23 protein-coding genes are annotated in these 23,386 nt (G+C 72.9%); 7 read left to right on the top strand and 16 right to left on the bottom strand.

Annotated features, from left to right (window positions below; all coding sequences use genetic code 11):
• Positions 1-3: 3 nt before the first annotated feature.
• The gene (locus tag J4709_RS22700) at positions 4-1,254 is read left to right on the top strand and encodes an MFS transporter (protein ID WP_208243800.1); all 1,251 of its coding nucleotides are present in this window, start codon (positions 4-6) and stop codon (positions 1,252-1,254) included.
• On the opposite strand, the gene J4709_RS22695 is transcribed toward J4709_RS22700, so the two are convergent.
• From J4709_RS22695 to J4709_RS22670, 6 genes are all read right to left on the bottom strand, one after another.
• On the bottom strand, positions 1,229-2,011 hold the full coding sequence (locus J4709_RS22695; RefSeq protein WP_208243799.1) for a type III pantothenate kinase: 783 nt from the start codon (positions 2,009-2,011) through the stop codon (positions 1,229-1,231). The two genes, J4709_RS22700 and J4709_RS22695, sit on opposite strands and share 26 nt — an antisense overlap.
• Before the next feature lie 14 nt (positions 2,012-2,025).
• A complete protein-coding gene (gene nadC / locus J4709_RS56160; protein WP_208243798.1) occupies positions 2,026-2,883 on the bottom strand; it encodes a carboxylating nicotinate-nucleotide diphosphorylase in 858 nt (285 codons plus the stop codon).
• On the bottom strand, positions 2,880-4,538 hold the full coding sequence (locus tag J4709_RS22685; protein WP_208243797.1) for an L-aspartate oxidase: 1,659 nt from the start codon (positions 4,536-4,538) through the stop codon (positions 2,880-2,882). The genes nadC and J4709_RS22685 overlap by 4 nt, the downstream gene beginning before the upstream one ends.
• 156 nt (positions 4,539-4,694) lie before the next feature.
• Positions 4,695-5,111: an aspartate 1-decarboxylase gene (panD, locus tag J4709_RS22680; RefSeq protein WP_208243796.1), complete on the bottom strand. Its 417-nt coding sequence runs from the start codon at positions 5,109-5,111 to the stop codon at positions 4,695-4,697.
• Positions 5,111-5,977, bottom strand: a complete 867-nt coding sequence (gene panC, locus J4709_RS22675) for a pantoate--beta-alanine ligase (protein WP_208243795.1) — start codon at positions 5,975-5,977, stop codon at positions 5,111-5,113. The genes panD and panC overlap by 1 nt, the downstream gene beginning before the upstream one ends.
• Before the next feature lie 101 nt (positions 5,978-6,078).
• Complete coding sequence (locus J4709_RS22670) at positions 6,079-7,017, bottom strand: Rossmann-like and DUF2520 domain-containing protein (protein WP_208243794.1); 939 nt, start codon at positions 7,015-7,017, stop codon at positions 6,079-6,081.
• A 327-nt stretch (positions 7,018-7,344) separates the two neighbouring features.
• Between J4709_RS22670 and J4709_RS22665 the strand changes: the two genes are divergently transcribed.
• Positions 7,345-7,608, top strand: coding sequence for a hypothetical protein (locus J4709_RS22665; RefSeq protein ID WP_173096885.1), 264 nt, complete (start codon positions 7,345-7,347; stop codon positions 7,606-7,608).
• A gap of 206 nt (positions 7,609-7,814) precedes the next feature.
• On the opposite strand, the gene J4709_RS22660 is transcribed toward J4709_RS22665, so the two are convergent.
• The 6 genes from J4709_RS22660 to J4709_RS22635 all read right to left on the bottom strand — a co-directional run bounded on the left by J4709_RS22660 (position 7,815) and on the right by J4709_RS22635 (position 14,673).
• Entirely contained in the window at positions 7,815-10,346 is a 2,532-nt protein-coding gene (locus tag J4709_RS22660) for an ABC transporter permease (RefSeq protein WP_208243793.1), read from the bottom strand.
• Between the two features lie 4 nt (positions 10,347-10,350).
• On the bottom strand, positions 10,351-11,124 hold the full coding sequence (locus J4709_RS22655; protein ID WP_208243792.1) for an ABC transporter ATP-binding protein: 774 nt from the start codon (positions 11,122-11,124) through the stop codon (positions 10,351-10,353).
• A gap of 330 nt (positions 11,125-11,454) precedes the next feature.
• Positions 11,455-11,745, bottom strand: a complete 291-nt coding sequence (locus tag J4709_RS22650; RefSeq protein ID WP_208243791.1) for a chaplin family protein — start codon at positions 11,743-11,745, stop codon at positions 11,455-11,457.
• 366 nt (positions 11,746-12,111) lie between these two features.
• On the bottom strand, positions 12,112-12,408 hold the full coding sequence (locus J4709_RS22645; RefSeq protein WP_307801441.1) for a chaplin family protein: 297 nt from the start codon (positions 12,406-12,408) through the stop codon (positions 12,112-12,114).
• A gap of 155 nt (positions 12,409-12,563) precedes the next feature.
• Complete coding sequence (locus J4709_RS22640; protein WP_232383919.1) at positions 12,564-13,304, bottom strand: response regulator transcription factor; 741 nt, start codon at positions 13,302-13,304, stop codon at positions 12,564-12,566.
• Between the two features lie 205 nt (positions 13,305-13,509).
• Positions 13,510-14,673, bottom strand: a complete 1,164-nt coding sequence (locus tag J4709_RS22635; protein ID WP_208243790.1) for a sensor histidine kinase — start codon at positions 14,671-14,673, stop codon at positions 13,510-13,512.
• A 125-nt stretch (positions 14,674-14,798) separates the two neighbouring features.
• Between J4709_RS22635 and J4709_RS22630 the strand changes: the two genes are divergently transcribed.
• From J4709_RS22630 to J4709_RS22620, 3 genes are read left to right on the top strand one after another with little or no spacing between them, the layout of a single operon-like run.
• A complete protein-coding gene (locus tag J4709_RS22630) occupies positions 14,799-15,824 on the top strand; it encodes an SAM-dependent methyltransferase (RefSeq protein WP_307801440.1) in 1,026 nt (341 codons plus the stop codon).
• A gap of 52 nt (positions 15,825-15,876) precedes the next feature.
• Positions 15,877-16,221: a PadR family transcriptional regulator gene (locus J4709_RS22625; protein ID WP_232383918.1), complete on the top strand. Its 345-nt coding sequence runs from the start codon at positions 15,877-15,879 to the stop codon at positions 16,219-16,221.
• The gene (locus tag J4709_RS22620) at positions 16,218-17,054 is read left to right on the top strand and encodes a hypothetical protein (protein WP_208243788.1); all 837 of its coding nucleotides are present in this window, start codon (positions 16,218-16,220) and stop codon (positions 17,052-17,054) included. Before J4709_RS22625 ends, J4709_RS22620 begins: the two co-directional genes overlap by 4 nt.
• Positions 17,055-17,064: 10 nt before the next feature.
• Here J4709_RS22620 and J4709_RS22615 read toward each other — a convergent pair whose 3' ends face one another.
• Positions 17,065-18,273 carry a cytochrome P450 gene (locus tag J4709_RS22615; protein ID WP_208243787.1) on the bottom strand — a complete coding sequence of 403 codons (1,209 nt, stop codon included), beginning with the start codon at positions 18,271-18,273 and terminating at the stop codon, positions 17,065-17,067.
• Positions 18,274-18,379: 106 nt separating this feature from the next.
• Positions 18,380-18,826, bottom strand: coding sequence for a MarR family transcriptional regulator (locus J4709_RS22610; protein ID WP_208243786.1), 447 nt, complete (start codon positions 18,824-18,826; stop codon positions 18,380-18,382).
• Between the two features lie 99 nt (positions 18,827-18,925).
• Between J4709_RS22610 and J4709_RS22605 the strand changes: the two genes are divergently transcribed.
• Positions 18,926-19,765, top strand: a complete 840-nt coding sequence (locus tag J4709_RS22605; protein WP_208243785.1) for an alpha/beta fold hydrolase — start codon at positions 18,926-18,928, stop codon at positions 19,763-19,765.
• A gap of 125 nt (positions 19,766-19,890) precedes the next feature.
• On the opposite strand, the gene J4709_RS22600 is transcribed toward J4709_RS22605, so the two are convergent.
• Complete coding sequence (locus J4709_RS22600) at positions 19,891-21,438, bottom strand: PH domain-containing protein (RefSeq protein ID WP_208243784.1); 1,548 nt, start codon at positions 21,436-21,438, stop codon at positions 19,891-19,893.
• The gene (locus tag J4709_RS22595; protein ID WP_232383917.1) at positions 21,435-22,157 is read right to left on the bottom strand and encodes a PH domain-containing protein; all 723 of its coding nucleotides are present in this window, start codon (positions 22,155-22,157) and stop codon (positions 21,435-21,437) included. Before J4709_RS22595 ends, J4709_RS22600 begins: the two co-directional genes overlap by 4 nt.
• 79 nt (positions 22,158-22,236) lie before the next feature.
• Here J4709_RS22595 and J4709_RS22590 point away from each other — a divergent pair, with 79 nt between their 5' ends.
• The gene (locus tag J4709_RS22590) at positions 22,237-23,385 is read left to right on the top strand and encodes an NADH-quinone oxidoreductase subunit D (protein ID WP_208243783.1); all 1,149 of its coding nucleotides are present in this window, start codon (positions 22,237-22,239) and stop codon (positions 23,383-23,385) included.
• The last annotated feature ends 1 nt before the right edge of the window (position 23,386 follow it).

Genomic DNA, 23,386 nt, shown 5'->3' with positions numbered 1-23,386 from the left:
ATCATGGCAATCGCGTCACCCGTCCCGCCCGGCGGCGCCCGCTGGCTCCCGGTCGCATCGATCATGTTCGGCGTCGGCTGGGGGGCCAACCAGTTCGCGTCGCTGCTCGGCCTCTACACCGACCGGCTGCACCTCGGCTCCGGCGGCGCGCAGGCCATGTTCGGCGTGTACGCGCTCGGCCTCGTGCCCGGGCTCGTCCTCGGCGGGCCCGCGTCCGACCGGTACGGCAGGCGCCGGATCGCGCTGCCGTTCGCATGCCTGTCCGCCCTGGTCACGCTGGTGCTGATGGCGGGCGTCGGCGCCCCGTGGCTGCTGTACGCCGGCCGCCTGCTGGCGGGGGTCGTGACGGGCGCGGTCCTCGCCGCGGGCACCGCGTGGGTGAAGGAGCTGACCCCCGTCTCGGGGACCCGGATGACCGCGCTCGCCGTCTCGGCGGGCTTCGGCGCCGGCCCGCTCGCGTCCGCGCTGGTCGCGCAGTGGGCGCCGCACCCGCTCGTCACCGCGTACCTGCCGCACCTGCTGATCATGCTGCTGACCGTCCCGCCCGCGTTCCGCGTGCCGGAGACCCGCGTCCCGAGCCCCCCGGGCGGCGCGGGCGGCGCGGGCGGCGCGGCACGGCGGCGGTTCGCCCTGTCGGGCGTGCGCAATCCCGCGTTCCGCCGGACGATCGCGCCGGTCGCCGTCTGGACGTTCGCCGCGCCCGTCAGCGCGTTCGCGCTGCTGCCCGCGCTCGTCCCCGTCCACCACCTGCCGATCGCCTACGCGGGCGCCATCACCGGCCTCACGCTCGCGTCCGGCATGGCCGCGCAACCCGTCGCCCGGCGGCTGGAGGCGCGGCATCCGCGGCTCGTCGCCCGCGCCGGGCTCGGCGCGATCACCTGCGGGCTGCTGCTCGCCGCGCTGACCATCGCCGCCGGCCTGCCCGTCCTCAACGCGGTGACGGCCGTCGTGCTCGGCGCCGGGTACGGGTTCGTGCTGACCTACGGGCTCGGCGAGGTCGCGCGGATCGCCGCGCCGGAGGAGCTGGCGGGCCTCACCGCCGTCGCGTACGCGCTGGTCTATGTCGGGATGTTCGCCCCGCTGCTGCTGACCGTCCTGGCCAAGGCGGTGCCGCTCGGCGCCGTCCTGACCGCCATGGCGGTGCTGGCCGCCGGGTGCCTCGCCTACGTCTCCCGCCAGGCGCCCGCCGCACGCGCGGCGGGCCCGGACGTCGGGACGCGTCCCGACGTCACGGAGTGTTCCGCTGGTAGATGAGCCGGAGCCCGATCAGGGTGAGCCACGGCTCGAACACGTCGATGCTGCGCGACTCCTCCAGCACCAGCGGCGCGAGGCCGCCGGTCGCGATCACGGTCACCTCGTCGGGGTCCTCGACGAGCTCCTCCGACATCCGCTCGACGATGCCGTCCACCTGCCCGGCGAAGCCGAAGATGATCCCGGACTGCAGCGCCTCCACCGTGTTCTTGGCGATCACGCTGCGCGGCCGGACCAGCTCGATCTTGTGCAGCTGGGCGCCGCGCGAGGACAGCGCGTCGATCGAGATCTCGATGCCGGGGGCGATCGCGCCGCCGACGTACTCGCCCTTCGCCGAGACGGCGTCGAACGTCGTCGCGGTGCCGAAGTCGACCACGATCGCCGGGCCGCCGTGCGTGTGCACGGCGGCCAGCGCGTTCACGATCCGGTCGGCCCCGACCTCCTTGGGGTTGTCCATCCGGACGGGGACGCCGGTCTTGACGCCCGGCTCCACGATCACCGCCGATACGTCGCCGTAGTAGCGGCGGCACATCTCCCGCATCTCGTGCAGGACGGACGGGACCGTGGAGCACAGCGCGATGCCGCTGATGTCGGTCTCGGCCAGCAGCGGGCTCTGCTGGACCAGGCCCTGCAGGACCACCGCGATCTCGTCGGCGGTGCGCCGCGGATCGGTGTTGATCCTCCAGTGCTCGATGACCTCATCGCCCTCGAACAGCCCGAGGACGGTGTGGGTGTTACCGACGTCGATGGTGAGCAGCATCCGGTCCCCGCTGGTCAGGAGAAGTCAAGGCCGATGTCGAACACGCGCGCCGAGTGCGTCAGCGCACCGACGGCAAGGTAGTCCACCCCGGTCACGGCGACGTCTCGGGCCCGCTCCAGGGTAAGCCCACCGCTGGCCTCCAGCTCCGCCCGGCCCGCGACGAGCCGCACCGCCTCGGCCGTCTCGGCGTCGGTCATGTTGTCCAGCAGGATGCTCTCCGCGCCCACCGCCAGCGCCTCTTCGACCTGGTCAAGGGTGTCGCACTCGACCTGGACGTGCAGCGACGGGTACACCGCGCGGATCGCCTCGTAGGCCTTGGTGACGCTCCCGGCCGCCGCGACGTGGTTGTCCTTGATGAGCGCTGAATCGTGCAGGCCCATCCGGTGGTTGACGCCGCCGCCGCAGGCCACGGCGTACTTCTGCAGCGCGCGCAGGCCCGGCAGCGTCTTGCGGGTGTCGCGGACCTTCGCCTTGGTGCCCTCCATCGCGTCCGTCCAGCGCCGCGCGGCGGTCGCGATCCCGGACAGGTGCGTGAGCAGGTTCAGGGCCGTCCGCTCGGCGCGCAGCACGGCCCGCGTCGGCCCCTCGACCGAGATCAGGACCTGGCCGGGGACGACCCGGTCGCCGTCGGCGGCCTTCGCCCCGTACGCCACGTCCAGCAGCTCGAAAACGACCGCTGCCACCGGGATCCCGGCGACGACGCCCTCCTCGCGGGCCCGGAAGTCCCCGGTGGAGACGTCGTCCGGTGCGAAGATCGGCTCGCTGGTCACGTCGACCGGGCCGTCCTCGTCCAGCGCCGCCCGGACGAGGTTTTCCACATCCTGTGGATCAAGCCCCGCCTCGGTGAGCTTCTGCGACAGTTCGGGTGTCACTGGTCGTCCCCTTCCAGAGGTTCGTATGCCGTCGTCAGGACGTTCCCCGCCAGCCGCGTGACCAGATGCCCGTGCCAGCCCGCGTCGGACCGTTCCGGGAAGTCCTGCCGCCAGTGGCTGCCGCGCGTCTCCTCGCGCAGCCGGGCCGCGGCGACGATGGCGGACGCCACCGTGTGCAGGTTCGTGGCCTCCCACGCCTCCACCCCGGGCTCCGCGCCGCCGTGCGGAAGCGCGGCCAGCTCCCGCGCCGCCGTGTCGAGTCCTTCGGCGCCCCGCAGGACACCGACGTGGGACGTCATGATCCGCTGGACCTCTCCGCGCGCCCCCGGATCGACCAGCCCACCGGTCTGCAGCGCGTCGGGCGAGGTGGCCAGGCCAGGCGGCTCGGTGGTACCGGCGAAGTCGGCGGCGGCCAGGTCGTCGGTGAGGGCGATGGCGATGCGGCCGGCGAAGACCAGGCCCTCCAGGAGGGAGTTGGACGCCAGCCGGTTCGCGCCGTGCACGCCCGTGCAGGCGACCTCGCCGCACGCGTACAGGCCGGGGACGGACGTGCGCCCGTACAGGTCGGTGCGGACACCGCCGCTGGAGTAGTGCGCCGCGGGGAGGACCGGGATCGGCTCGGTCACCGGGTCGATGCCGTGGTGCCGGCACACCGCCAGGATGGTCGGGAACCGCTTCTCCCACATCGCCGCGCCGAAGTGCCGGCCGTCCAGCAGCATGCAGGGCTCGCCGGTCTCCCGCATCCGGTTCGTGATCCCCTTGGTGACGACGTCGCGCGGGGCGAGTTCGGCGAGCTCGTGGCGGCCGACCATGAACCGCTCGCCGGAGCGGTCGACCAGGTGCGCGCCCTCCCCGCGGACGGCCTCGGAGATCAGCGGCTGCTGCCCGCGCGCGCCCTCGCCGAGCCACAGCGGGGTCGGGTGGAACTGGACGAACTCCAGGTCGGCGACGGCGGCGCCGGCGCGCAGCGCGAGCGCGACGCCGTCGCCGGTCGACACCTCGGGGTTGGTGGTGGCGGAGAACACCTGGCCGAGGCCGCCGGTGGCGAGCACGACGGCGCGGGCGCGGACGGCGCCGACGCCGTTCGGCTGCCCCTCGCCCATCACGTGCAGGGTGACGCCGGCGGCGCGCCCGGCGGCGTCCTTGAGCAGGTCGAGGACGAGGGCGTGCTCGATGACCTCGACGCCGGAGTCCTTCAGCTCGGCGAGCAGCGCGCGGCTGATCTCCGCGCCGGTGGCGTCGCCGCCGGCGTGCGCGATGCGGCGGCGGTGGTGGCCGCCCTCGCGGGTGAGCGAGATCTCGCCGTCGGCGGCGCGGTCGAACGCGGCGCCGAGCGCGATGAGGCCGCGGACGGCGTCCGGGCCCTCGGTGACGAGCACGCGGACGGCGGCCTCGTCGCAGAGGCCGACGCCGGCGGTGAGGGTGTCGGCGAGGTGCTCGCCGGGGGTGTCGTCGGGGTCCAGGGCGGAGGCGATGCCGCCCTGCGCCCAGCGGGTGGAGCCGGCGTCGAGCAGCGCCTTGGTGACGAGCAGGACGCGCCCGTGCGGGCGGCAGCGCAGCGCCGCGACCAGGCCGGCGATGCCGGAGCCGATGACGACGACGTCGGCGTCGGCCGTCCAGCCGGGGGCGGGGGCGTCGAGAACGGAAGGGATCATGAGCCCTCCTCGGGGTTCGGTTCTCGTCATTGTGACATTATCCCCGCCGGACCCGAATGCCCGACCCCCGGTTTCGGGGTAGAACCCCAGATGGCAGGACGACCGCGCACCCCGCCCGGGGGATGCGCGGCCGCCCTGACCGTGCTTCTGCCGCTCCTACCGCGCCACGAGGTCGCCGCGGACGCCGTCGCCGCCGGGGACCGGCTCGGCCGGGTCCGACCCCAGCGAGACGATGTCGTTCGACCGGTCGACGTGCACCACGCGCGGCTCGAACTCGCGCGCCTCGGCGTCGGTCATCTGCGCGTACGCGATGATGATCACCAGGTCGCCGGGCTGCACCAGGCGGGCCGCCGCCCCGTTGATCCCGATCACGCCGGAGCCGCGCTCGCCCGCGATCAGGTAGGTCTCCAGGCGGGCGCCGTTGTCGATGTCCACGATGTGGACCTGCTCGCCGGGCAGCAGGTCCGCGGCGTCCATCAGGTCCTGGTCGAGGGTGAGCGAGCCCACGTAGTGCAGGTCCGCCTGGGTGACCGTGGCGCGGTGGATCTTCGACTTGAACATCGTCCGGAACATCAGCGCTCCTTCGGGGTGACGAGCTGGAGGGGCAGGTTGTCGATCAGGTGGGTGGCGCCGACGCGGCCCGCGACGGCGAGCACGGCCGGACCGGTGTAGCCGGTCGTGACCTGCAAGAACGTGGCCGGGTCGACGAGCACGAGGTAGTCGAGGTCGAGCGGCGGGTCGGCCGCGGCCGCCTTGTCGAGCACGGCGCCCGCGGCGCCGGTCACGGCGTCCGGGCCCTCGTCCGCCGCGTCCACGCCCGCGTACAGCGCGCGGGACAGGGCGAGCGCGGTGCGCCGCTCGTCCTCGGACAGGTACCGGTTCCGGCTCGACAGGGCCAGCCCGTCCTGCTCCCGGACGGTCGGCGCGCCGACGATCTCGACCGGCACGTTCAGGTCCGCGACCATCCGGCGGATCATCGCGAGCTGCTGCGCGTCCTTCTGCCCGAAGACGGCCACGTCCGGACGCACCAGGTTCAACAACTTCAGGACGACCGTGAGCATTCCGTCGAAGTGGCCGGGGCGCGCGGCGCCCTCCACCCGCTCGCCCATCGGGCCCGACTTGACCGTGACCTCGGGTTCCCCCGGGTACATGACCTCGCGGGACGGCGCGAACACGATGTCCGCGCCCTCGGCCGCGCAGGCCGCGACGTCGTCCTCGAACGTCCGGGGGTAGCGGTCGAAGTCCTCGTTCGGGCCGAACTGCAGCGGGTTGACGAAGATGCTCACCGCCACCGCGTCCGCGCGGCGCCGCGCCTCGCGGATCAGGGACCGGTGCCCCTCGTGCAGCGCCCCCATCGTCGGGACGAGCGCCAGCGCGCCCTCCGCCGCGGAACGGGCGGCGGCCAGTTCCTCGCGCGTCGCGGCGATGACGGGCGTCACGACGCGTCCTCCGGCTCGCTCACTGATCCTCCCTGGTCGTCCTGGTGGTTCCTCGCCGGTGGCCCGGCGGCCGGTCCATCGGCATGCGTGGGCGGCGGCCGTCAGTCGGCCAGCGCTTCGAGGAGGCGCTCGGCGGCCTCGGGTTTGAGGAGTCCCGCGCCGAGCGCGCGGTCGGCGGTGAGGCGGGCCAGCGCGATGTAGGCGCGGCGGCTCTCCGGCGAGACCTTGCCGAGTTCGGCGACGTGGCCCGCGACCGTGCCGGCGTCGCCGCGCGCGACCGGGCCGGTCAGGCCGTCGATGCCGAGCCGCAGCGCGTTGTCGAGGGAGGCGCCGAGCAGCGGGCCGAGCATCCGGCCGGGCTCGCCGACGCCCGCCGCCCGCAGCAGGTCCATCGCCTCGACGACCAGCGTGACCAGGTGGTTCGCGCCGCCGGCGAGCGCCGCGTGGTACAGCGGGCGGCGCTCCTCGGTGATCCACACCGGCTCGCCGCCCATCTCCACGGCGAGGGCCTCGGCGACCGGGCGCAGCGGTTCGGGCGCGGTGACGCCGAACGAGATGCCGGTGAGCCGGTTCACGTCGTCGGGGCGTCCGGTGAACGTCATGACCGGGTGCAGTGCGAGCGGCAGCGCCCCGGCGCGGGTCAGCGGGTCCAGGACGGCGGACCCGTACCGCCCGCTGGTGTGCATGACCAGCTTGCCGGTGACGGGGACGCCCGCCGACACCAGCCCGGCGGCGAGTTCGGCCAGCGCGTCGTCGGGGACGGTCAGCAGCACCAGGTCGGCGGCCGCGACCACCTCCTGCGGGGTGGCGACCTCGGCGCCGGGCAGCCGCTCCGCCACCCGCTCGCGCGACCGGTCGGAGACCGCCGCGGCGGCGACCACGCGGTGGCCGGCGCGGGCGAGGGCCGCGCCGAGCGCCGTGCCGACGCGTCCCGCGCCGACGACGCCGACCGCGAGCCGGGCGGGCCGGTCCTCGGGCCGCGGCTCCCCGGCCGCCGGCCCGTCTCCGGGCGCGGCGGAGTCAGGCGTGAATGGGTCCATCTGTTCGTTCCAGTCCTCGAGGTAGGTACCGGACGTGCGCGCCCAGCGTACCCGCGGGCCGCCGGCGCGCGTTCCGGTGGGTCTTCCGGCGATTCGCGGACGCCCTGACGGCACGGGCGCCGCGAACACCATCACACATCGGTGACGGTCCGGCTACCCGTCGTAACGTCCGTGTCGGCGGGACGGTCACAGTTCGCGGGTGACGGATCGTGAACCCTTGCGGCGACCCGGAAGCGCGGCGTAACCATGTCTGTGACGACGTCGTCACGCAAGGTGAATGGCAAGCAATGACCAGGGCGCTCCGCCCCCGACGAGATGGAGCAGACTTTGATCAGGACAGCCCTCAAGACCGGTGCGGTCGTCGCGACCCTCGCGGGGACGGCCTTCGCCGCCGCTCCGGCCAACGCCGACACCTACAACCACAACACCGCCGTGGGCAACACGACGAACGTCATGATCGTCGGCGGTTACGGCGTGACCTGCGGCTCGGTCTCCGTCGGAAGCCAGTCCGGGACCGGCTGCAACGGCAACCACGTGTACAACGGGCACAACCACAGCGGCGCCGGCGGCTGGATCGGGCACCGCTGGTGACGAGGTGACGCGACCGCGGGGCCGCCCGGCGGCCCGGGGCCGGACCCTGCCCGGCCGCCCCTAGGGCGATTCCCGCGGCACCTCCGCCCCGCCGCAACGCCGTCCCCGCGGCGGGGCGGAGGATCGTCCGCCACGCGACGCGCCCGGATTCGGTGACTCTCCGAATCCGGGCGCTCGTCACATTCCGTGCACAATCTGCGGCCGGGTCAGTCGTGCGCGAGGGACTCCACGATCGACGCCCTGGCCGCCCGGCGCGCGGGCATCACCGCGGCGAGCACGCCGGCCGCGCCCGCCAGCACCACGAACCCCGCCACCTGCAGGTACGGCAGCGCGAAGCTCGCGCCGTCCTCCATCGCGTTGGTCGCCGCCCAGCCGAACGCCACTCCGAGCACGACCCCGGTGAACGCGCCGATCACCGCCATGACCAGCGCCTCCACCGAGAGCATCCGGCGCAGCTGGCGGCGGGTGAGGCCCAGGGCGCGCAGCAGCGCCGACTCGCGGGTCCGCTCCACCACCGACAGCGTCAGCGTGTTGGCGATGCCGAACAGCGCGATGACGATCGCCAGGCCGAGCAGCCCGCCGAAGATCATCAGCATCATGTCGATGGCGTCGCTCACGCTCTTCTCGAACTCGGCGGACGAGTACACCTTCGCGGCCGGGTAGGGGCGCGCGGCCGCCTCGACGGCCTTGCGCGCGGCGTCGGCCGAGATTCCGTCCTTGTCCTTGATGTAGATCGCCGAGTCGTCGGGCGAGGCGAAGTAGCGGGCGAAGTCGGCTTCGGGGACGAGCAGCGCGCCGAGGGTGGTCGCCGGCGTGCTGAACACCGCGGTGATCTTCACGGGGGCGGTGCCGTGCGCGGTCCTGACCCGCACCGTCTGCCCGACGCTCATCCCGTGCGCCTTCGCGACCCCCTCCTCCACGATCCCCGTGCCCGGCTTCAGCCCGCCCGCCGTCAGCGCGGACGCCGGCCCGTGCACGATCTTCGGCTTGAGGACGGTCCCGAGCGCCGTCCCGGTCAGGCTCGCGACGTTGGTCCCCTTGCCGTCGACCTTGGCGTCCTTGGCCAGCAACTCGAACACGTCGGAGAACTCCGGCCGCTTCTGGAGCGCCTCGGTGAGCCCCTGCGGGGCCCGTCCGCCGCCGTCGCCGGTCCGCGTCTGCACCTGGAACTCCGCCGGGTACTGCTCGGCGAGCTTCTGCGACGACGTCGCCTTGCTGCTCGCCGCGACGACGGCGAACAGGCACATCAGCCCGATGCCGACGGTCAGCGCGATCGTCGTGGTGGCGGTGCGGCGCGGGGACCGGCGCGCGTTCTCCACCGCGAGTCGCGCCGGGACCCCGCCGAGCCGGGACGGGACGGCCCCGGCGAGCCGTCCGAGCGGACGCACCAGCGCGGGCATCGCGGTCACCACGGCGAGGAAGAACACGGCCCCGGCGAGCGCGACCGTGTACATCGCGATCTCGCCCTTCTCCATCGTCACTGACCCCATGACGCCGAGCCCGAGGCCGGCCAGGCCGAGCAGCGCGGCCAGGACCGTCCGGACCGGGCCGAGCCGGAACCGCCCGGCGCCCGGCTCCAGCTCCGAGCGCAGCGCCGCGACCGGCGCGACGCGCGTCGCCGACCGGGCCGGCAGCAGCGCGGACAGCACGGTCACGGCCACGCCCACCGCGAGGCCGATGGCGATCGTCCGGGCCGACAGGGCGAGCCCGTCCATCCGCACCTTGTCGGTCAGCCCGGAGATGACCGCGATCGCTCCGGCGCCGAGCCCGGCCCCCGCGAGGATGCCGAGCAGCGACCCGGCGAGCCCGACCGCGAACGCCTCGACGACCACGCCGCCGAACACCTGCCGGCGGGTCGCGCCGACGCAGCGCAGCAGCGCCATCTCCCGCATCCGCTGCGCGATCAGGATCGAGAACGTGTTGTAGATGACCAGCGCGGAGACCAGCATCGCGACCAGCCCGAAGATCAGCAGCCCGGCCTGGATGATCTCGGTCTGGGCGCCCGCCGCGTCCGCGAGCCGCTTCCCCAGCTCCTTGCCGGTGTAGACCTCGTACTCGCCGCCGACCGCCGCCTTCACGGCCGGCTTGCTCCCGCCGAGGACGTCGATCTCCTTGTACTTCTTCTCGCCCGTCATCGCCAGGGCGGTCGCGCCGTCGAAGCCAACGCCGCCCCGGGCGCCCGCCTCCTCGTCGATGCCGAAGTCGACCAGCCCCACGACGGTGAAGCGGTGCGGACGGTTCGCGTGGTCCAGGACCGTGACCGCGTCGCCGACCTTGTAGCCCGACCGGTCCGCGAGGTCCTTGCCGAGCACGGCCTCCGACGCGCCCGCCGGCGTCCGGCCCTTGGTGACGTCGTAGCGCAGCAGCCTCCCGGACGGCACCGAGATCCCGACGGTCGGGAGGTCGCCGACGGTCTTGCCGTCCTTGCCGACCAGCGCCGCGTCCCCGCGCACCGTGCCGAGCGCCTGCGTCACGCCGGGCACCGCCTTGACGCGGGGCAGGACGTCCAGCGGGATGCCGGGCTCGTCCTTCAGGCCGGCGCCCGACCCGCCGTCGGGCTGGACCGCGACGTCGACCTTGTCGGCCGACCGCGCGAACGTCCGCGCGACGCCCTGGTTCATCGTGTCGGTCAGCACGAACGTGCCGGAGATGAAGCCCACGCCGAGGGTGATGGCCACCGCCGTCAGCAGCAGGCGCAGCTTGTGGGCCCGCAGGCCCGCCAGCGTCGTCCTCAGCATCGGGTCAGGCCCCCAGGCTCTTCAGCCGGTCCAGCACCGCGTCCGGGGTCGGCCGCAGCAGCTCGGACGTGATCACGCCGTCGCGCAGGAACACCACCCGGTCGGCGTAGGACGCCGCCACCGGGTCGTGCGTCACCATCACGATCGTCCGCCCCATCTCGCGGACCGAGGCGCGCAGGAACCCCAGCACCTCCGCGCCCGCCCGCGAGTCCAGGTTGCCGGTCGGCTCGTCCGCGAAGATCACCTCGGGGCGGGCGACGAGGGCGCGCGCGCACGCGACCCGCTGCTGCTGGCCGCCCGACAGCTCCGACGGCCGGTGCCCCAGCCGGTCCCGCAGCCCCACCACGTCGACGACCTGGTCGAGCCAGGCCCGGTCCGGCTTGCGTCCCGCCAGCTCCAGCGGCAGCAGGATGTTCTGCTCGGCGGTGAGCGTCGGCAGCAGGTTGAACGCCTGGAAGACGAACCCGACCCGGTCGCGGCGCAGCATCGTCAGCTGCCGGTCGCCCATCCCGGTGATCTCCGCGTCGCCCAGCACGATCCGCCCGGCGGTGACCGTGTCCAGCCCGGCCAGGCAGTGCATCAGCGTCGACTTCCCGGACCCGGACGGGCCCATGATCGCGGTGAACGCGCCGCGCGCGAACCCGACGCTGACCTCGTGCAGCGCCCGCACGGCCGCATCACCCGACCCGTACACCTTGGACACCCCGGTGGCGGCGACCGCCGGCGGCGCCGCGGCATGGGGCGCTCCCCCGGACGGGCTGGTGAACGTGCTGGTCACGGTGACTCCTTCATGGACGGATACGACCGTGATCAACGCTAGGAATCCGCGGCCCCGCTGCCATCGGCCGAGCGGCTCCGCTCCGGGTCAGCCTTCCGGCTGCCCGGGCGCGCGCGCCGTACGACCTGAGACGTACGAATCCGTCAGCCTGGCCGCCGACCCGCCGCGGCCGCCCGACCCGCCTCGCCACCGCCGGCCCCCCGGAATGTCCGCCCCGACCAGCGCATCCGATCATCAAGGGCACGTCCACCGCGGACATGAAGGCGCCGGAGGCCCCCGTGGGACCTCCGGCGCCTCAGTGCCGGGCCGTTGCGCGCCCGGCGCGGCAGATCAGCCGTTGTGGACGGACGCGCCGCCCTTGCAGCCGGCGCCCGCGATGCCGATCACGGCGACGGCGTTGCCGCACACGTCGATCGGGATCGAGATCGGGGCGTTGATCTGGTTGCCACCCAGGATGGAGAAGTTGCCGCTGGTGTGGTTGCCGTTGAACTGGCCGTGGCCGTGGCCGTGGTCCTTGCCGTGGCCGTGGTCCCAGCCACCGGCGTACGCGGGCGCTGCGGCCAGGACAGAACCGGCGACCGCGAAACCGAGGATGCCGGTGGCGGCGAGCTTCTTGAACACGAGAGTCCTCCCGTACCGGGCCGAGGGCCCGAAGCGAATATTTCGGAAGCCGCCCTCTAGAGGGCGTCGCGTACGGTAGTTACCCAGCTACTCTGCGGTAAGCCAATAGAGCGGTCCAGCATGACGGCAAATAGTCGCCAACAAGTGATCACGCCGTTACAAAGCGTAGCCGATATGCCTGCTTTTCCCGGCCTGTCTCCTCGCCGGATCGCGCGCGAGCGAACCGGCGATCCCCGCGAACGCGCCGGAAGCCCCCTGCGAGGCCTCCGGCGCATTCGCCACCGGGCCGCTTCCCACGCCCGGCGCGGCGGATCGGCCGTTGCGGACGGATCGGCCGCTGTGGACGGATCAGTCGCCGTGGACGGATCAGCCGTTGTGAACGGACGCGCCGCCCTTGCAGTGCGCGGCCGCGATGCCGAGAACCGCACCGACCGCGTTGCCGCAGACGTCGACCGGAACCGAGATCGGGACGTTGATCTGGTTGCCACCCAGGATCGAGAAGTTCCCGCTGGTGTGGTTGCCGTTGAACTGGCCGTGGCCCTTGCCGTGGTCCTTGCCGTGGTGGCCGTGGTCCCAGCCACCGGCGTACGCGGGCGCCGCGCCCAGGGCCGAACCGACCATCGCGAAACCGACGATGCCGGTGGCGACGAGCTTGTTGAACACGAGAGTCCTCCCGTACCGGGCCGACGGCCCGAAAGCGAATTTTTCGAAGCCGCCCTCAGAGGGCGTCGCGTACAGTAGATACCCCGCTACGTTCAGCTACGTCGCCGATGCGGCTCAGCTCGGCGGCAATTGATCACCAGTAGGTGATCATGGACTTACCAAGCGTCACCGCTCTGACCGCTTTTGACCAGACCTGTCTCATAGGCGAACACGACCGCCTGCACCCGGTCCCGGAGCCCCAGCTTCATCAGGATCCGGCCCATGTGCGTCTTCACGGTCGCCTCCGACACGAACAGCCGCGCGGCGATCTCCGCGTTCGACATCCCCCGCGCCACCAGCCGCAGCACCTCGCCCTCCCGCTCGGTCAGGCTGTCCAGCGCCCCGCTCGCCCGCTCCTCGCTGTCCGGCAGGTGCAGCGCGAACCGGTCGAGCAGCCGCTTGGTGGTGCTCGGCGCCACCACCGCGTCCCCCGAGTGCACCGCCTTGATCGCCTCGATCAGCTGCGCCGGCCCCGCGTCCTTCAGCAGGAAGCCGCCCGCGCCCGCCTTGATCGCCGCGAACGCGTACTCGTCCAGGTCGAACGTCGTCAGGATGATCACCTTGGGACCGCCGTCGGGGGCCGCCCCGCCGGCGCCGGCCCCGCCCCACTCCCCGGACACCACCCGCCGCGTCGCCTCGATGCCGTCCATCCGCGGCATCCGCACGTCCATCAGCACCACGTCCGCGGCCGTCGTCCGCAGCAGGTCGAGGGCCTGCTGCCCGTCCCCCGCCTCGCCCACCACCTCGATGTCGGGCTGCGCGTCCAGCACCATCGTGAAACCGGCCCGCACCAGCTCCTGGTCGTCCACCAGCACGACCCGGATCGGCCCGGTGTCCAGCTCGTCGTCCATCTCCATCAGGCCTCCTCTTAACCTCCGCCGCGGCGCTCTGATCGCCGGCCCGCAGCGGCCCCGGCCGCGAACGGCCCCATCGACATACCAGGCGCCCGCCCTCCACGCCCTACGCTCCCACCCGCACGCCCCGGCCCCAAACAACACCGCCGCTGCCTCGTGGTTCGCGCGTGCTCGGCCGCGGACACGGCGGCCGGGAGGCGGCGCCGGGTCACGCGGCCTCGCCGGTCGGGATTCGCGCGACCACCTCGAAACCGCCGCCCGGACGCGGCGCGGCGCGCACGCTCCCGCCGTACACCGCCGCGCGCTCGCGCATCCCCACGAGCCCGTGACCGCGCCCGTCACCGGCCGCCGCCGCGCCCCGACCGTCGTCGTGCACCCGGACCTCGACCGCGTCACCCGCGTACCGAAGCCGGACCGTCGCCGCCACGCGCGGCCCGCCGTGCTTGAGGGTGTTGGTCAGCGCCTCCTGCACGATCCGGAACACCGTCAGCTGCCGGCCCTCCGACATGTCCGGGGGCGAACCCGCGACCTCGTACGTCACCGGCAGCCCCGAGGACCGCACCTGCTCGACCAGGTCGTCCAGCTCCGCCACGCCCGGCTGCGGCGCGTACGCCCCCGCGTCGTCGCTCTCCCGCAGCACCCCGAGCAGCCGCCGCATCTCCGCCAGCGCGTGGCGGCCCGTCTGCGAGATCGCTTCCAGCGCCTTCCGGGCCCGCGCGACGTCCGTGTCGATCGCGAAGGACGCGCCGTCCGCCTGGACGACGATCACGCTGACGTTGTGCGCCACCACGTCGTGCAGCTCCCGGGCGATCCGGGCCCGCTCCGCCGCCATCGCCATCTTCACCTCGGCGTCGCGCTCCTGCTCGAGCCGCGCCGCCCGCTCCTCCAGCGAACTCAGGTAGGCGCGCCGCGTCCGGATGTGCAGCCCGAGGATCCACACGCCCGCCACCAGCACCGACAGCATCAGCAATGTCGACCGCTGGCCGTCGGTGCCCGAGGCGTACCGCACCGCCGCCATGCCCGCGCCCACCTCGGCCGTCAAAGCCGCCGCCAGCCCCCAGCGGAACGGGAAGCCGGCCGCGACCGTGTACACGCCCATCAGCACCGCCATGTTCGCCGGGATGGGGACCGTACCGACGAGGCACTGGACGCAGCTGATCAGCGCCACCACGGCGAAGACCGTCCGCGGGAACGTCCGCCGCATCACCAGCGGCGCGACGAGCCCGACCGTCAGCGCGAAGTACTCCAGCCTCGGCACCGCCTGCGCGTCCCCCAGCCACGCGGGCAGGGACACCAGCACCAGCGGGGCCGCGAAAAAGGCGTCGACCAGCGGTTTCCTGCCGCGCAGCCAGTCCCAGAACCTCCCGACCATGCGCACAGCGTACGTACGCGCAGGTCAGCACGGGATCAGCCGCAGGTCGGACCGCTCTCCGCCGCAGGGATGGTCTCGCGGCGGACGGGACGGCCGGGGCGCCGCCGCACGGTAACGTCACGGACGTGGCGGCGTTGGTTACCGAGTGGATGACATGGCGCACCGCGATGGAGCGGGCGCTGTACGGGGAGGGCGGGTTCTACCGGCGAGGGGAACGCCCCGCCGCGCATTTCCGCACCTCGGTGCACGCCTCACCGCGCTTCGCCACCGCGATCGCCCGGCTCCTCGTCGACGTCGACACCGCCCTCGGCCACCCCGCCCGGCTCGACCTCGTCGACATCGGCGCCGGCTCGGGCCGGCTGCTGATCAACATCCTCGCGAGCCTCCCGTCCGGCATCACCTCCCGCCTCGTCCCCACGGCCGTGGAAATAGCACCACGCCCCTCCGACATTCCGGCGTCCGTCACCTGGCGCGCCGACCTCCCCGACCGCATCACCGGTCTCGCCGTCGCCAACGAATGGCTCGACAACGTCCCCCTCGACGTCGTCGAGCACACCGCGGACGGCGTCCGCACCGTGCTCGTCGACCCGTCCAGCGGCAGCGAGCGACCCGGCGCCGAGCCGTCCGCCGAGGACCGCGACTGGCTGGACCTCTGGTGGCCGCTCCGCGAACCAGGCGACCGCGCCGAGATCGGCCACCCGCGCTGCGCCGCATGGGCGTCGGTGGTCGGACGTCTCGACCGGGGCCTCGCGATCGCGGTCGACTACTCGCACGCCCGCGACTCGCGGCCCCCGTGCGGCACCCTCACCGGCTACCGCGACGGCGCCACCGTCCCGGCCGTCCCGGACGGCTCGTGCGACGTGACGGCGCATGTGGCCCTCGACGCCTGCACCACCGCGGGCGAGCGGGCCGGTGCCACGTCCACGCTCCTCACCACCCAGCGCGCCGCCCTCCTCGCGCTGGGCCTGTCCGGTGCCCGCCCGCCCCTGGCGATGGCCCACAGCGACCCGCGCGGATACGTCGCCGCGCTCTGCCGCGCCGGCGAGGACGCCGAGCTCACCGACCCGTCCGGCCTGGGCGGTTTCGGGTGGCTCGCGCAGGCCGTGGACACCCCGCTGCCGCCGTCCCTGTCCTCCCTGACCACGCCCTGATCCTCGGCGAACACCCTTCCCATACTTCGTCGGCCGATATATGGTCGCCCGCATGGCGAAACGATCACCGTCGATGAGCGAGCCCACGTACTTCGTGCTGGCCGCGCTCCTCGACGGGCCGTCGCACGGCTACGGGATCATCAAGCGGGCCGACGAGCTGTCCGGCGGGCGCGTCCGGCTCGCGGTCGGCACGCTCTACGGCGCGCTCGACCGGCTGGCCGGCGACGCACTGATCGCCGTGGACAGCGAGGAGACCGTCCAGGGCCGCCCGCGCCGCTACTACCGGCTGACCGAGGACGGCCGCCGGGCCGTCACACAGGAGGCGGCGCGCATGGAGCAGGCCGCCCGAGTCGTCATGGACCGGACTTCCCCGGCGGCCGGGATCGCGCCGGCATGAGCGGGACGTTCACCGAGACCTGGTACCGCCTGTGCCTTCGGGCCTTCCCGCCCGGCCACCGCAACGAGTACGGCGCCGAGATGCTTGGCACACTCTTGGACGGGCCGCCGCGCCGTACCCCCTCACCACGGGAGACTGCCGGCCTGATGACGGCGGGCTTCATAGCCCGCTTCCGTCAGGCCGCAGCAAGTACCTCGCCATGGTGGGCGGACGGCATCCACCTGGGGCTCCTGACGTTGTCCCTGGCGAACCTGTCGTACTGCATCGCCGACCACACATCCGTCTGGTGGCTGGCTGTTTCCACAGCACTCGTCATCACGTTGCTACGCGGCTGGGTCCCCCTGGCAGTACCGCTGGCCCTACTCGTGGCACTCTCAACCGGCCGGGCCATGCTGTTCGGAGCGTCAACAACCGCCTTCCTCGGCCCGGCCTACGTCAACTGGGTCTCACTGGCCCCCTACGGGATGCTCGCCATCGGCGCCGTAGCGCTCCTCCTAGGGCGCCCGAAGCTGCGCAGCCGCCCATGGTGGTGGCTGGCGATCCCGGCCGCCGCCGTCGTCCTTGCCCACGCGCCCGGTATCCGGGAGTACGGCGAGACGTGGCAGCTGTTCCGAGCCGGTACGGAGGCCGTCCTCCTACTGATCGGCGTGTGGGCCACCGCCGCCGCCCGCAGCCCGCGCTGGGCCTTGGCGGCGGCGCTCTACGTCCTGCCGGGCGCGGCGTCCGCGCTGGCCGACCCGCCGCCGAACGTCCAAGACACCGGCTACTGGCTGACCCTGACCGCCCTCCTGCTCGCCATGACCGCGACCGCATGGAGACCGGCCAGGTCCTGACCGCGACGACTCAGCACTGGACGCGAAGGGCCTGCAACCCGCGCAGCACGAAGCCGGGCTTCCATTCCGGCTCGGAGACCAGCCGAAGGCCCGGAGCCATCCGAAGCAGCGCCGACAACGACTCCGCCAGCTCGATCCGCGCAAGCGGGGCGCCGAGGCAGTAGTGGATGCCGAGGCCGAACGTGATGTGCGGATTCGGGTCGCGACCGAGATCTAGCCGATCCGGATCGGCGAACACTTCGGGATCCCGGTTGGCGGAGGCGAACTGCAACGCGACCTCGGCGCCGCGCGGAATGTCCACGCCCGACACGGTGATGTCCTCAAGCACCCACCGCTCGAACATCGGCGCCGGAGTGTCGTACCGCAGCAGTTCCTCGACGGCCGTGGGGACGAGCAGCTCGTCACTGCGGAGCCGCTCCAGCTCGCCGGGGTTGCGGAACAGCGTCCACCATCCGTTGCCGGTCGCGTTGACCGTCGCCTCGTGGCCCGCGTTGAGCAGCAGGACACAGGTGCCGATCAGCTCGTCCTCGGTCAGCCGGTCGCCCTCGTCCGCCACCTGGGCGAGGGCACTGATCAGGTCGTCGCGCGGCTCGCTCCGCCGCGACCGGGCCAGCTCCCGCAGGTAGTCGGAGAACTCCACCGCCGCCCGGACGGCGGTCCGCTGCACCTCCTCCGGCGGGTTCAGCTCGTACATGCCGCAGATGTCGGCGGACCAGGGTCGCAGCAGCGGCCGGTCCTCAACGGGCACGCCGAGCATCTCGGCGATCACGTTGACCGGCAGCGGCTCCGCGACGTCGGCGAGCAGGTCACCGCCGCCCTCGTCGGCGAGCGCCCCGGCCAGCTCCCCCGCCAGCCGCCGGATCGTCGGCCGCAGCCCCTCGACCATCCGCGCGGTGAACGCCTTGGACACCAGCCGCCGCAGCCGCGTGTGGGTGGGCGGCTCGACGTCGAGCATCCCGGCCCGGATGAGGTCCCAGAACGGCTTGAGGAACTCCGCCTCCGGCTCCTGCCCGAACTCCTCGTGCCCGCCCACGTGCAGGTAGGACCGCCCGAGCCGCCTGTCGCGCAGCAGCGCGTCGACGTCCTCGTACCGGCTGATCACCCACTGCCCGGTCGGCTCGTGGAAGAACACCGGCCGTTCCGCCCGCAGCTCCGCGAACACCGGATACGGATCCGCCACGAACCCCGCCGACCACGGGTCGTACCCCAAATCACTCATCACCCGACAATACGACCCCAACCCCCCACACCCACCCCCATAACCAACAGGTGCAGGGCCCTAGTGGCCCCGGGGCCGGAGGCAGCCAAGCCGTCTCGGGGCGGGGTCAGGGGGTGCGGAGGTGGGTGAGGCTTTCAGGGCCCAGGTGGCGGGCCAGGACGGCGAGCGCGTCCGTCACCTCGGCGAGGTGGTCGCTTCCGTCGAGCGCCGCCGTGAGGGCGGCGTCGATGGTGGTGGAGCGCACCTCGGCGACGCGGTCGGAGTCCTCGTCGGCCTTGCGGACCAGCGAGCGCCGGCGATCGTCCGGGTCGGGTTCGGCGACCACCGATCCGGTCTTCCTGAGCCGCGCGACGGCCGTGGAGACCTGGCTCTGCGGCAGCCCGGTCCGCTCGGCGATCTCGCCGATGGCACTGCCCGGATGGCCGACGATGTCGCTCAGCACGATCAGGATGGCACGGGTGCCGCCCGCCGGTCCGCCGCGCGGCGCGGGCATGGCCTCCTCGCCGATCTTCATCAGCGTCCGGCCCAGCAGGAACAGTTCGACTCCGTTCACACCTCCCAACTTACATCTGGACAGATGCATCTATTTTGATGTATCTATAGAGATGTACTTACCGATCGCCGGTGAGACCCCCGATCCAGAGGACGTGGAATGAACGCGACCAAGACCGCGATGCTGCAGGTGCCCGGCGCCGAGGTGTACTACGAGGTCCGCGGCGACGGCCCGCTCCTCGTCATCGGGCAGAGCGGCGAGGGGGACGCGCGCCGGACCGCCGACCTCGTCGACCGGCTCGTCGCCCACTACACCGTCGTCACCTACGACCGCCGCGGCCTCTCACGGACGAAGGTGGACGACCCCTCGATCCCGGTGACGCCCGCCGTGCACGCCGAGGACGTCCACCACCTGCTCTCCGCGCTGACCGACGAGCCGGCCCTCATGCTCGGCTGCAGCCTGGGAGCCCTGTACGGCCTGCACCTGGCCGCGACCCACCCCGGGCAGATCTCCGCCCTCATCGCCCACGACCCCGCCACCCCCGGCCTGCTGTCGGCCCGCGACCGCGCCGACATCGAACGCCGGCTCGGCGAGGTCGAGGCCGCGTACCGGGCGGACGGCTGGCGCGCGGCGGTGCCGCTGGCGGCGGCGCTGACCGGCCTCGATCCCGCCCGGATCGAGACCGAGGCGGGGGTCATCGCCGCTCCGATGACCGAGGAGCGAGCGGCCAACTTCGGCTACTACCTGGCCAACGACATCCCGCAGTGCCGCGTGGACGTGCTGGGCGCGGCGGAGGTCGAGGCCGCCGCAGCGCACACGCGGATCATCCCGGCCGCCGGTAAGGACTCCAAGAACGCCTGGAACCACCAGTGCGCCGTGGAACTGGCGGCGCTGCTCGGGCGCCCGATCGAGGAGTTCCCGGGCGGCCACAACGGCAACACCTCGTTCCCCACCGGGTTCGCCGCGCGCGTCCACGAACTCTTCACGCTGACCTCCTGATCCGCCGATCGGCTCCGCCCGATCCGGGCGGAGGGCCGCCGAGACGCGCTCGGCGGCCGCCACCCATGCTCGACGGCGGCGAAGGGCCAGGAAAGGTGAACGTCGTTCTGTGGATAACCGGTCGGTCAGCGGGCGGCCCAGTGGGCGGTGTCGCCACCCGCGGTGCGGGCGGCCTGCGCGCGGCGGGCCGTCGACTCGACGATCGCGCGGGCCTCGCCGGGCTCCCGGTCGGCGGCGGCCACCTGGACCAGTCCCGGCGGCGCGTCGACGTGGACGGTGGCCAGCCCGAAGATGCGCTGCACTGGGTTCACGGTGAGCCGGACGCTCTGCGCGCGCGCGTGGGCGATCACGTCCGTGCGGCGGCACGGCCACCCGTGCCGGGACACGAAGACCACGTCGTCGGCACCGGCGCCGTCCGCTCGGTCGATCGCGACGCCCTTCGACGAGGCGGGGACCAGCGGCACCGCATCGACGTGCGTGCCGGGGAAGACCTGCGAGACCAGGTGCATGGCGACGTGCCTGGGCGCGATGGGGAGCAGTGTCGAGGACAGCGCCTGCCGCTCCCCCGCATAGCCGGCCACGGTGACCTCGACGCGAGCCCATCCGACCCTGCGCCAGATCGCGGGCTCGATGATGCTGACGGCCTGGATGCGGCCGGGCGGAAGTGTCTGCATACGCGTCTCGAGAAGCCCGTACCGCAGCCGTATCCCGTCCGGTGACATCGCGACGGTGAAGTTGGCGTACATCACCAGCGGTGCGACGACGGCCCGGATGAGGCCAAGCACGATGGGCAGCGTGACCGCGAGGATGCCGCCCTCGGCGTACACGACGAGGAAGACGAGGGTCGCGAAGAAGAGGATCCCGGTCCCGAGCACGGGCAGCCGGAGCAGCAGGGAGGCGAGCAGGTTCCCGAAGGGGACGCGCCACATGTGGCGTTCCGGCGCCTCGGGCGTGTGGCCCGGGAGTCCCGCCGCGCGCGCGAGGAGTTCGGCCCGCAGTTGCTGGGCGGAGTGGCGTCCGAGGTAGCGCAGCGCGATCTCGCTCTGCTCCCCGCCCGCGAGCTCGACCCGGACCTCCGCAAGGGAGAACACCCGCGTCACGAGCGGCCGGACCACGTCGATGGCCTGGATGCGGGAGAGCGGGATGCGCCGCTTGCGCTTGCGGATCAGGCCCGTCTCCACCACGAGATCGTCGCCGTCGATGCGGAACCGCAGGGCCAGCCATGTCCATAGGCCGGAGCCGACCGCGATTCCCGTCATGGGGAGGGACACCGCGAAGAAGCGCGTCACCACGGCGGGCGTGAGCTCCAGCGTGACACCGTGGCCCGTCTGCGTCAGCAGCAGCGGGAAGCCGAGCAGGACGAAGTAGATGATGAGGAAGATGAACGCCCGCAGCGGCGCCGTCGCCCAGTGCAGCCGGTGCGTGCCCTCGGAGAACCGGATCGGTGGCGGCGGAGGCCGGTAGCCCGGGGGCGGACCGTACGCGTGGGGAGGCCCATAAGGCGGTCTGGGCTGGCCGTACGGGCCGGGAGGCGGACCGTACGGAGGACGAGGCGCCCCGTAAGGCCCCGGCGGATGCGGCCCATAAGGGCCCGGTGGGGGCGGCCCATAAGGACCGGGTTGCCCGTAGGGGCCGCCTTGGCCGCCAGGAGGCGGTCCGTAAGGGCCGTTCACAGGCCCATGCTCCGTGCCTCGCCCTTCTGGGCAAGCCGATCGCGCAGGCGCGCGGCCTCCATGGCGGGCAGCCCGGGAATGGCCGCATCTGTCGCCGCGGCCGCCGTGTGCATGCGCACCGTGGCGATGCCCATCCACCGCTCCAGGAGCCCAGCGGTCACGTCCACGAACTGCATGCGTCCGTAGGGGACGACGATGAGCCGCTTGACCAGCACGCCGTGGGTCACGACGAGGTCGTCGGAGCGCTCGACGTACCCGAAGGAGCGGCGGTCGAGCTCCGCCATCACCCACGTGACAACGGTCACCAGCACCACCGCCGCGATCCACATGGCGGCGGCGACCGCGCCCCCGTTGCGCCACACCACGAAGGCTCCTACGGCGCCGATGGGGACCGCCCACAGCACGGCCGTGAACAGCCTGTGCGGTGCGTGCCGCGCGGAGATGGTCGACCACTGCAGGCCGCCGCCGGGGGCGAACGCCTGGTCCGCCTCGTACGTCGGGGGCACCGCCCCGGGCGCGCCCGGTTGCAGCGGGTGGCCGCCGGGCGGCACCTGTCCGGCCGCACCGGGTGTGAAGTCGGGTCGGCCCGGCGGCATGCCCGCGGGGTCGTGCGGATGGCCGCCCTGTCCCGGGCCGGACGGCGCGGGAGGGTGCGCCGCGTCCTGGTATCCAGGCTGCGCGACGGGCTCGTACGGTGGTTCGCCGTGGCTCGGGTTCATCACCCCCTAGTCAACCGGATAACGCCTGCCGCCCGCCATGGGACCATGAAGCGGTGACCGGAGCGGCGGAGACGCGACCATGACCACCGAGCGGATCGTCGGGATCGGTGCGGGCGCCAAGGAGCTCGCCACCGAGGACATGACGCTGAACATCGGCCCCCAGCACCCGTCCACGCACGGCGTGCTCCGGCTGAAGCTGACCCTTGACGGCGAGCGCATCTCGGCGGCCGAGCCCATCGTCGGCTACATGCACCGGGGCGCCGAGAAGCTGTTCGAGGTACGGGACTTCAGGCAGATCATCGTGCTGGCCAACCGGCATGACTGGCTGTCGGCGTTCTCCAACGAGCTCGGCGTGGTCCTCGCGGTCGAGCGGATGCTCGGCATGGAGGTCCCGGTCCGCGCGGTGTGGGCGAGGACGCTGCTGGCCGAACTCAACCGCGTCCTCAACCACCTCATGTTCCTGGGCTCGTATCCGCTGGAGGTCGGCGCGATCACGCCGATCTTCTATGCGTTCCGTGAGCGCGAGACGCTGCAGCGGGTGATGGAGGAGGTGTCCGGTGGCCGCATGCATTACATGTTCAACCGTGTAGGCGGCCTGAAGGAGGAGCTTCCCGCCGGTTGGACGGCGCGCGCGCGGACGGCCGTCTCAGAGGTCCGTTCGAGGATGAGCGACATCGCCGACCTCATCATGGGCAACGAGATCTTCCGCGCGCGCACACGCGGCGTCGGAGTGCTCACGCAGGAGCAGATCCTGCAGTACGGAGTGTCGGGCCCCATCGCGCGGGCGTCCGGGCTCGATTTCGACCTGCGCCGGGACGAGCCGTACCTCGCCTACGGGGAGCTCGACGTGCCGGTGGTCACCCGCCAGGAGGGCGACTGCCTGGCCCGCTTCGAATGCCTGCTGGACCAGGTGTACGCGTCCCTGGACCTCGCCGACGCGTGCCTGGACAGGCTCGCCGAGCTGGCTCCCGGGCCCATCAACCAGCGGCTCCCGAAGGTCCTCAAGGTGCCGGAGGGGCACACCTACGCCTGGACGGAGAACCCGCTCGGCATCAACGGCTACTACCTGGTGTCGCGGGGCGAGAAGACGCCGTGGCGGATGAAGCTGCGGTCCGCCTCGTTCAACAACATCCAGGTGCTGGCGGAGCTGCTGCCCGGCAACCTGGTCGCCGACATGATCGCGATACTCGGCTCGATGTTCTTCGTCGTCGGCGACATCGACAAGTAAG

The organism is Actinomadura violacea, assembly GCF_017573465.1.
Lineage (GTDB): Bacteria > Actinomycetota > Actinomycetes > Streptosporangiales > Streptosporangiaceae > Spirillospora > Spirillospora violacea.
This window is presented reverse-complemented; position numbering and strand designations above follow the sequence as displayed.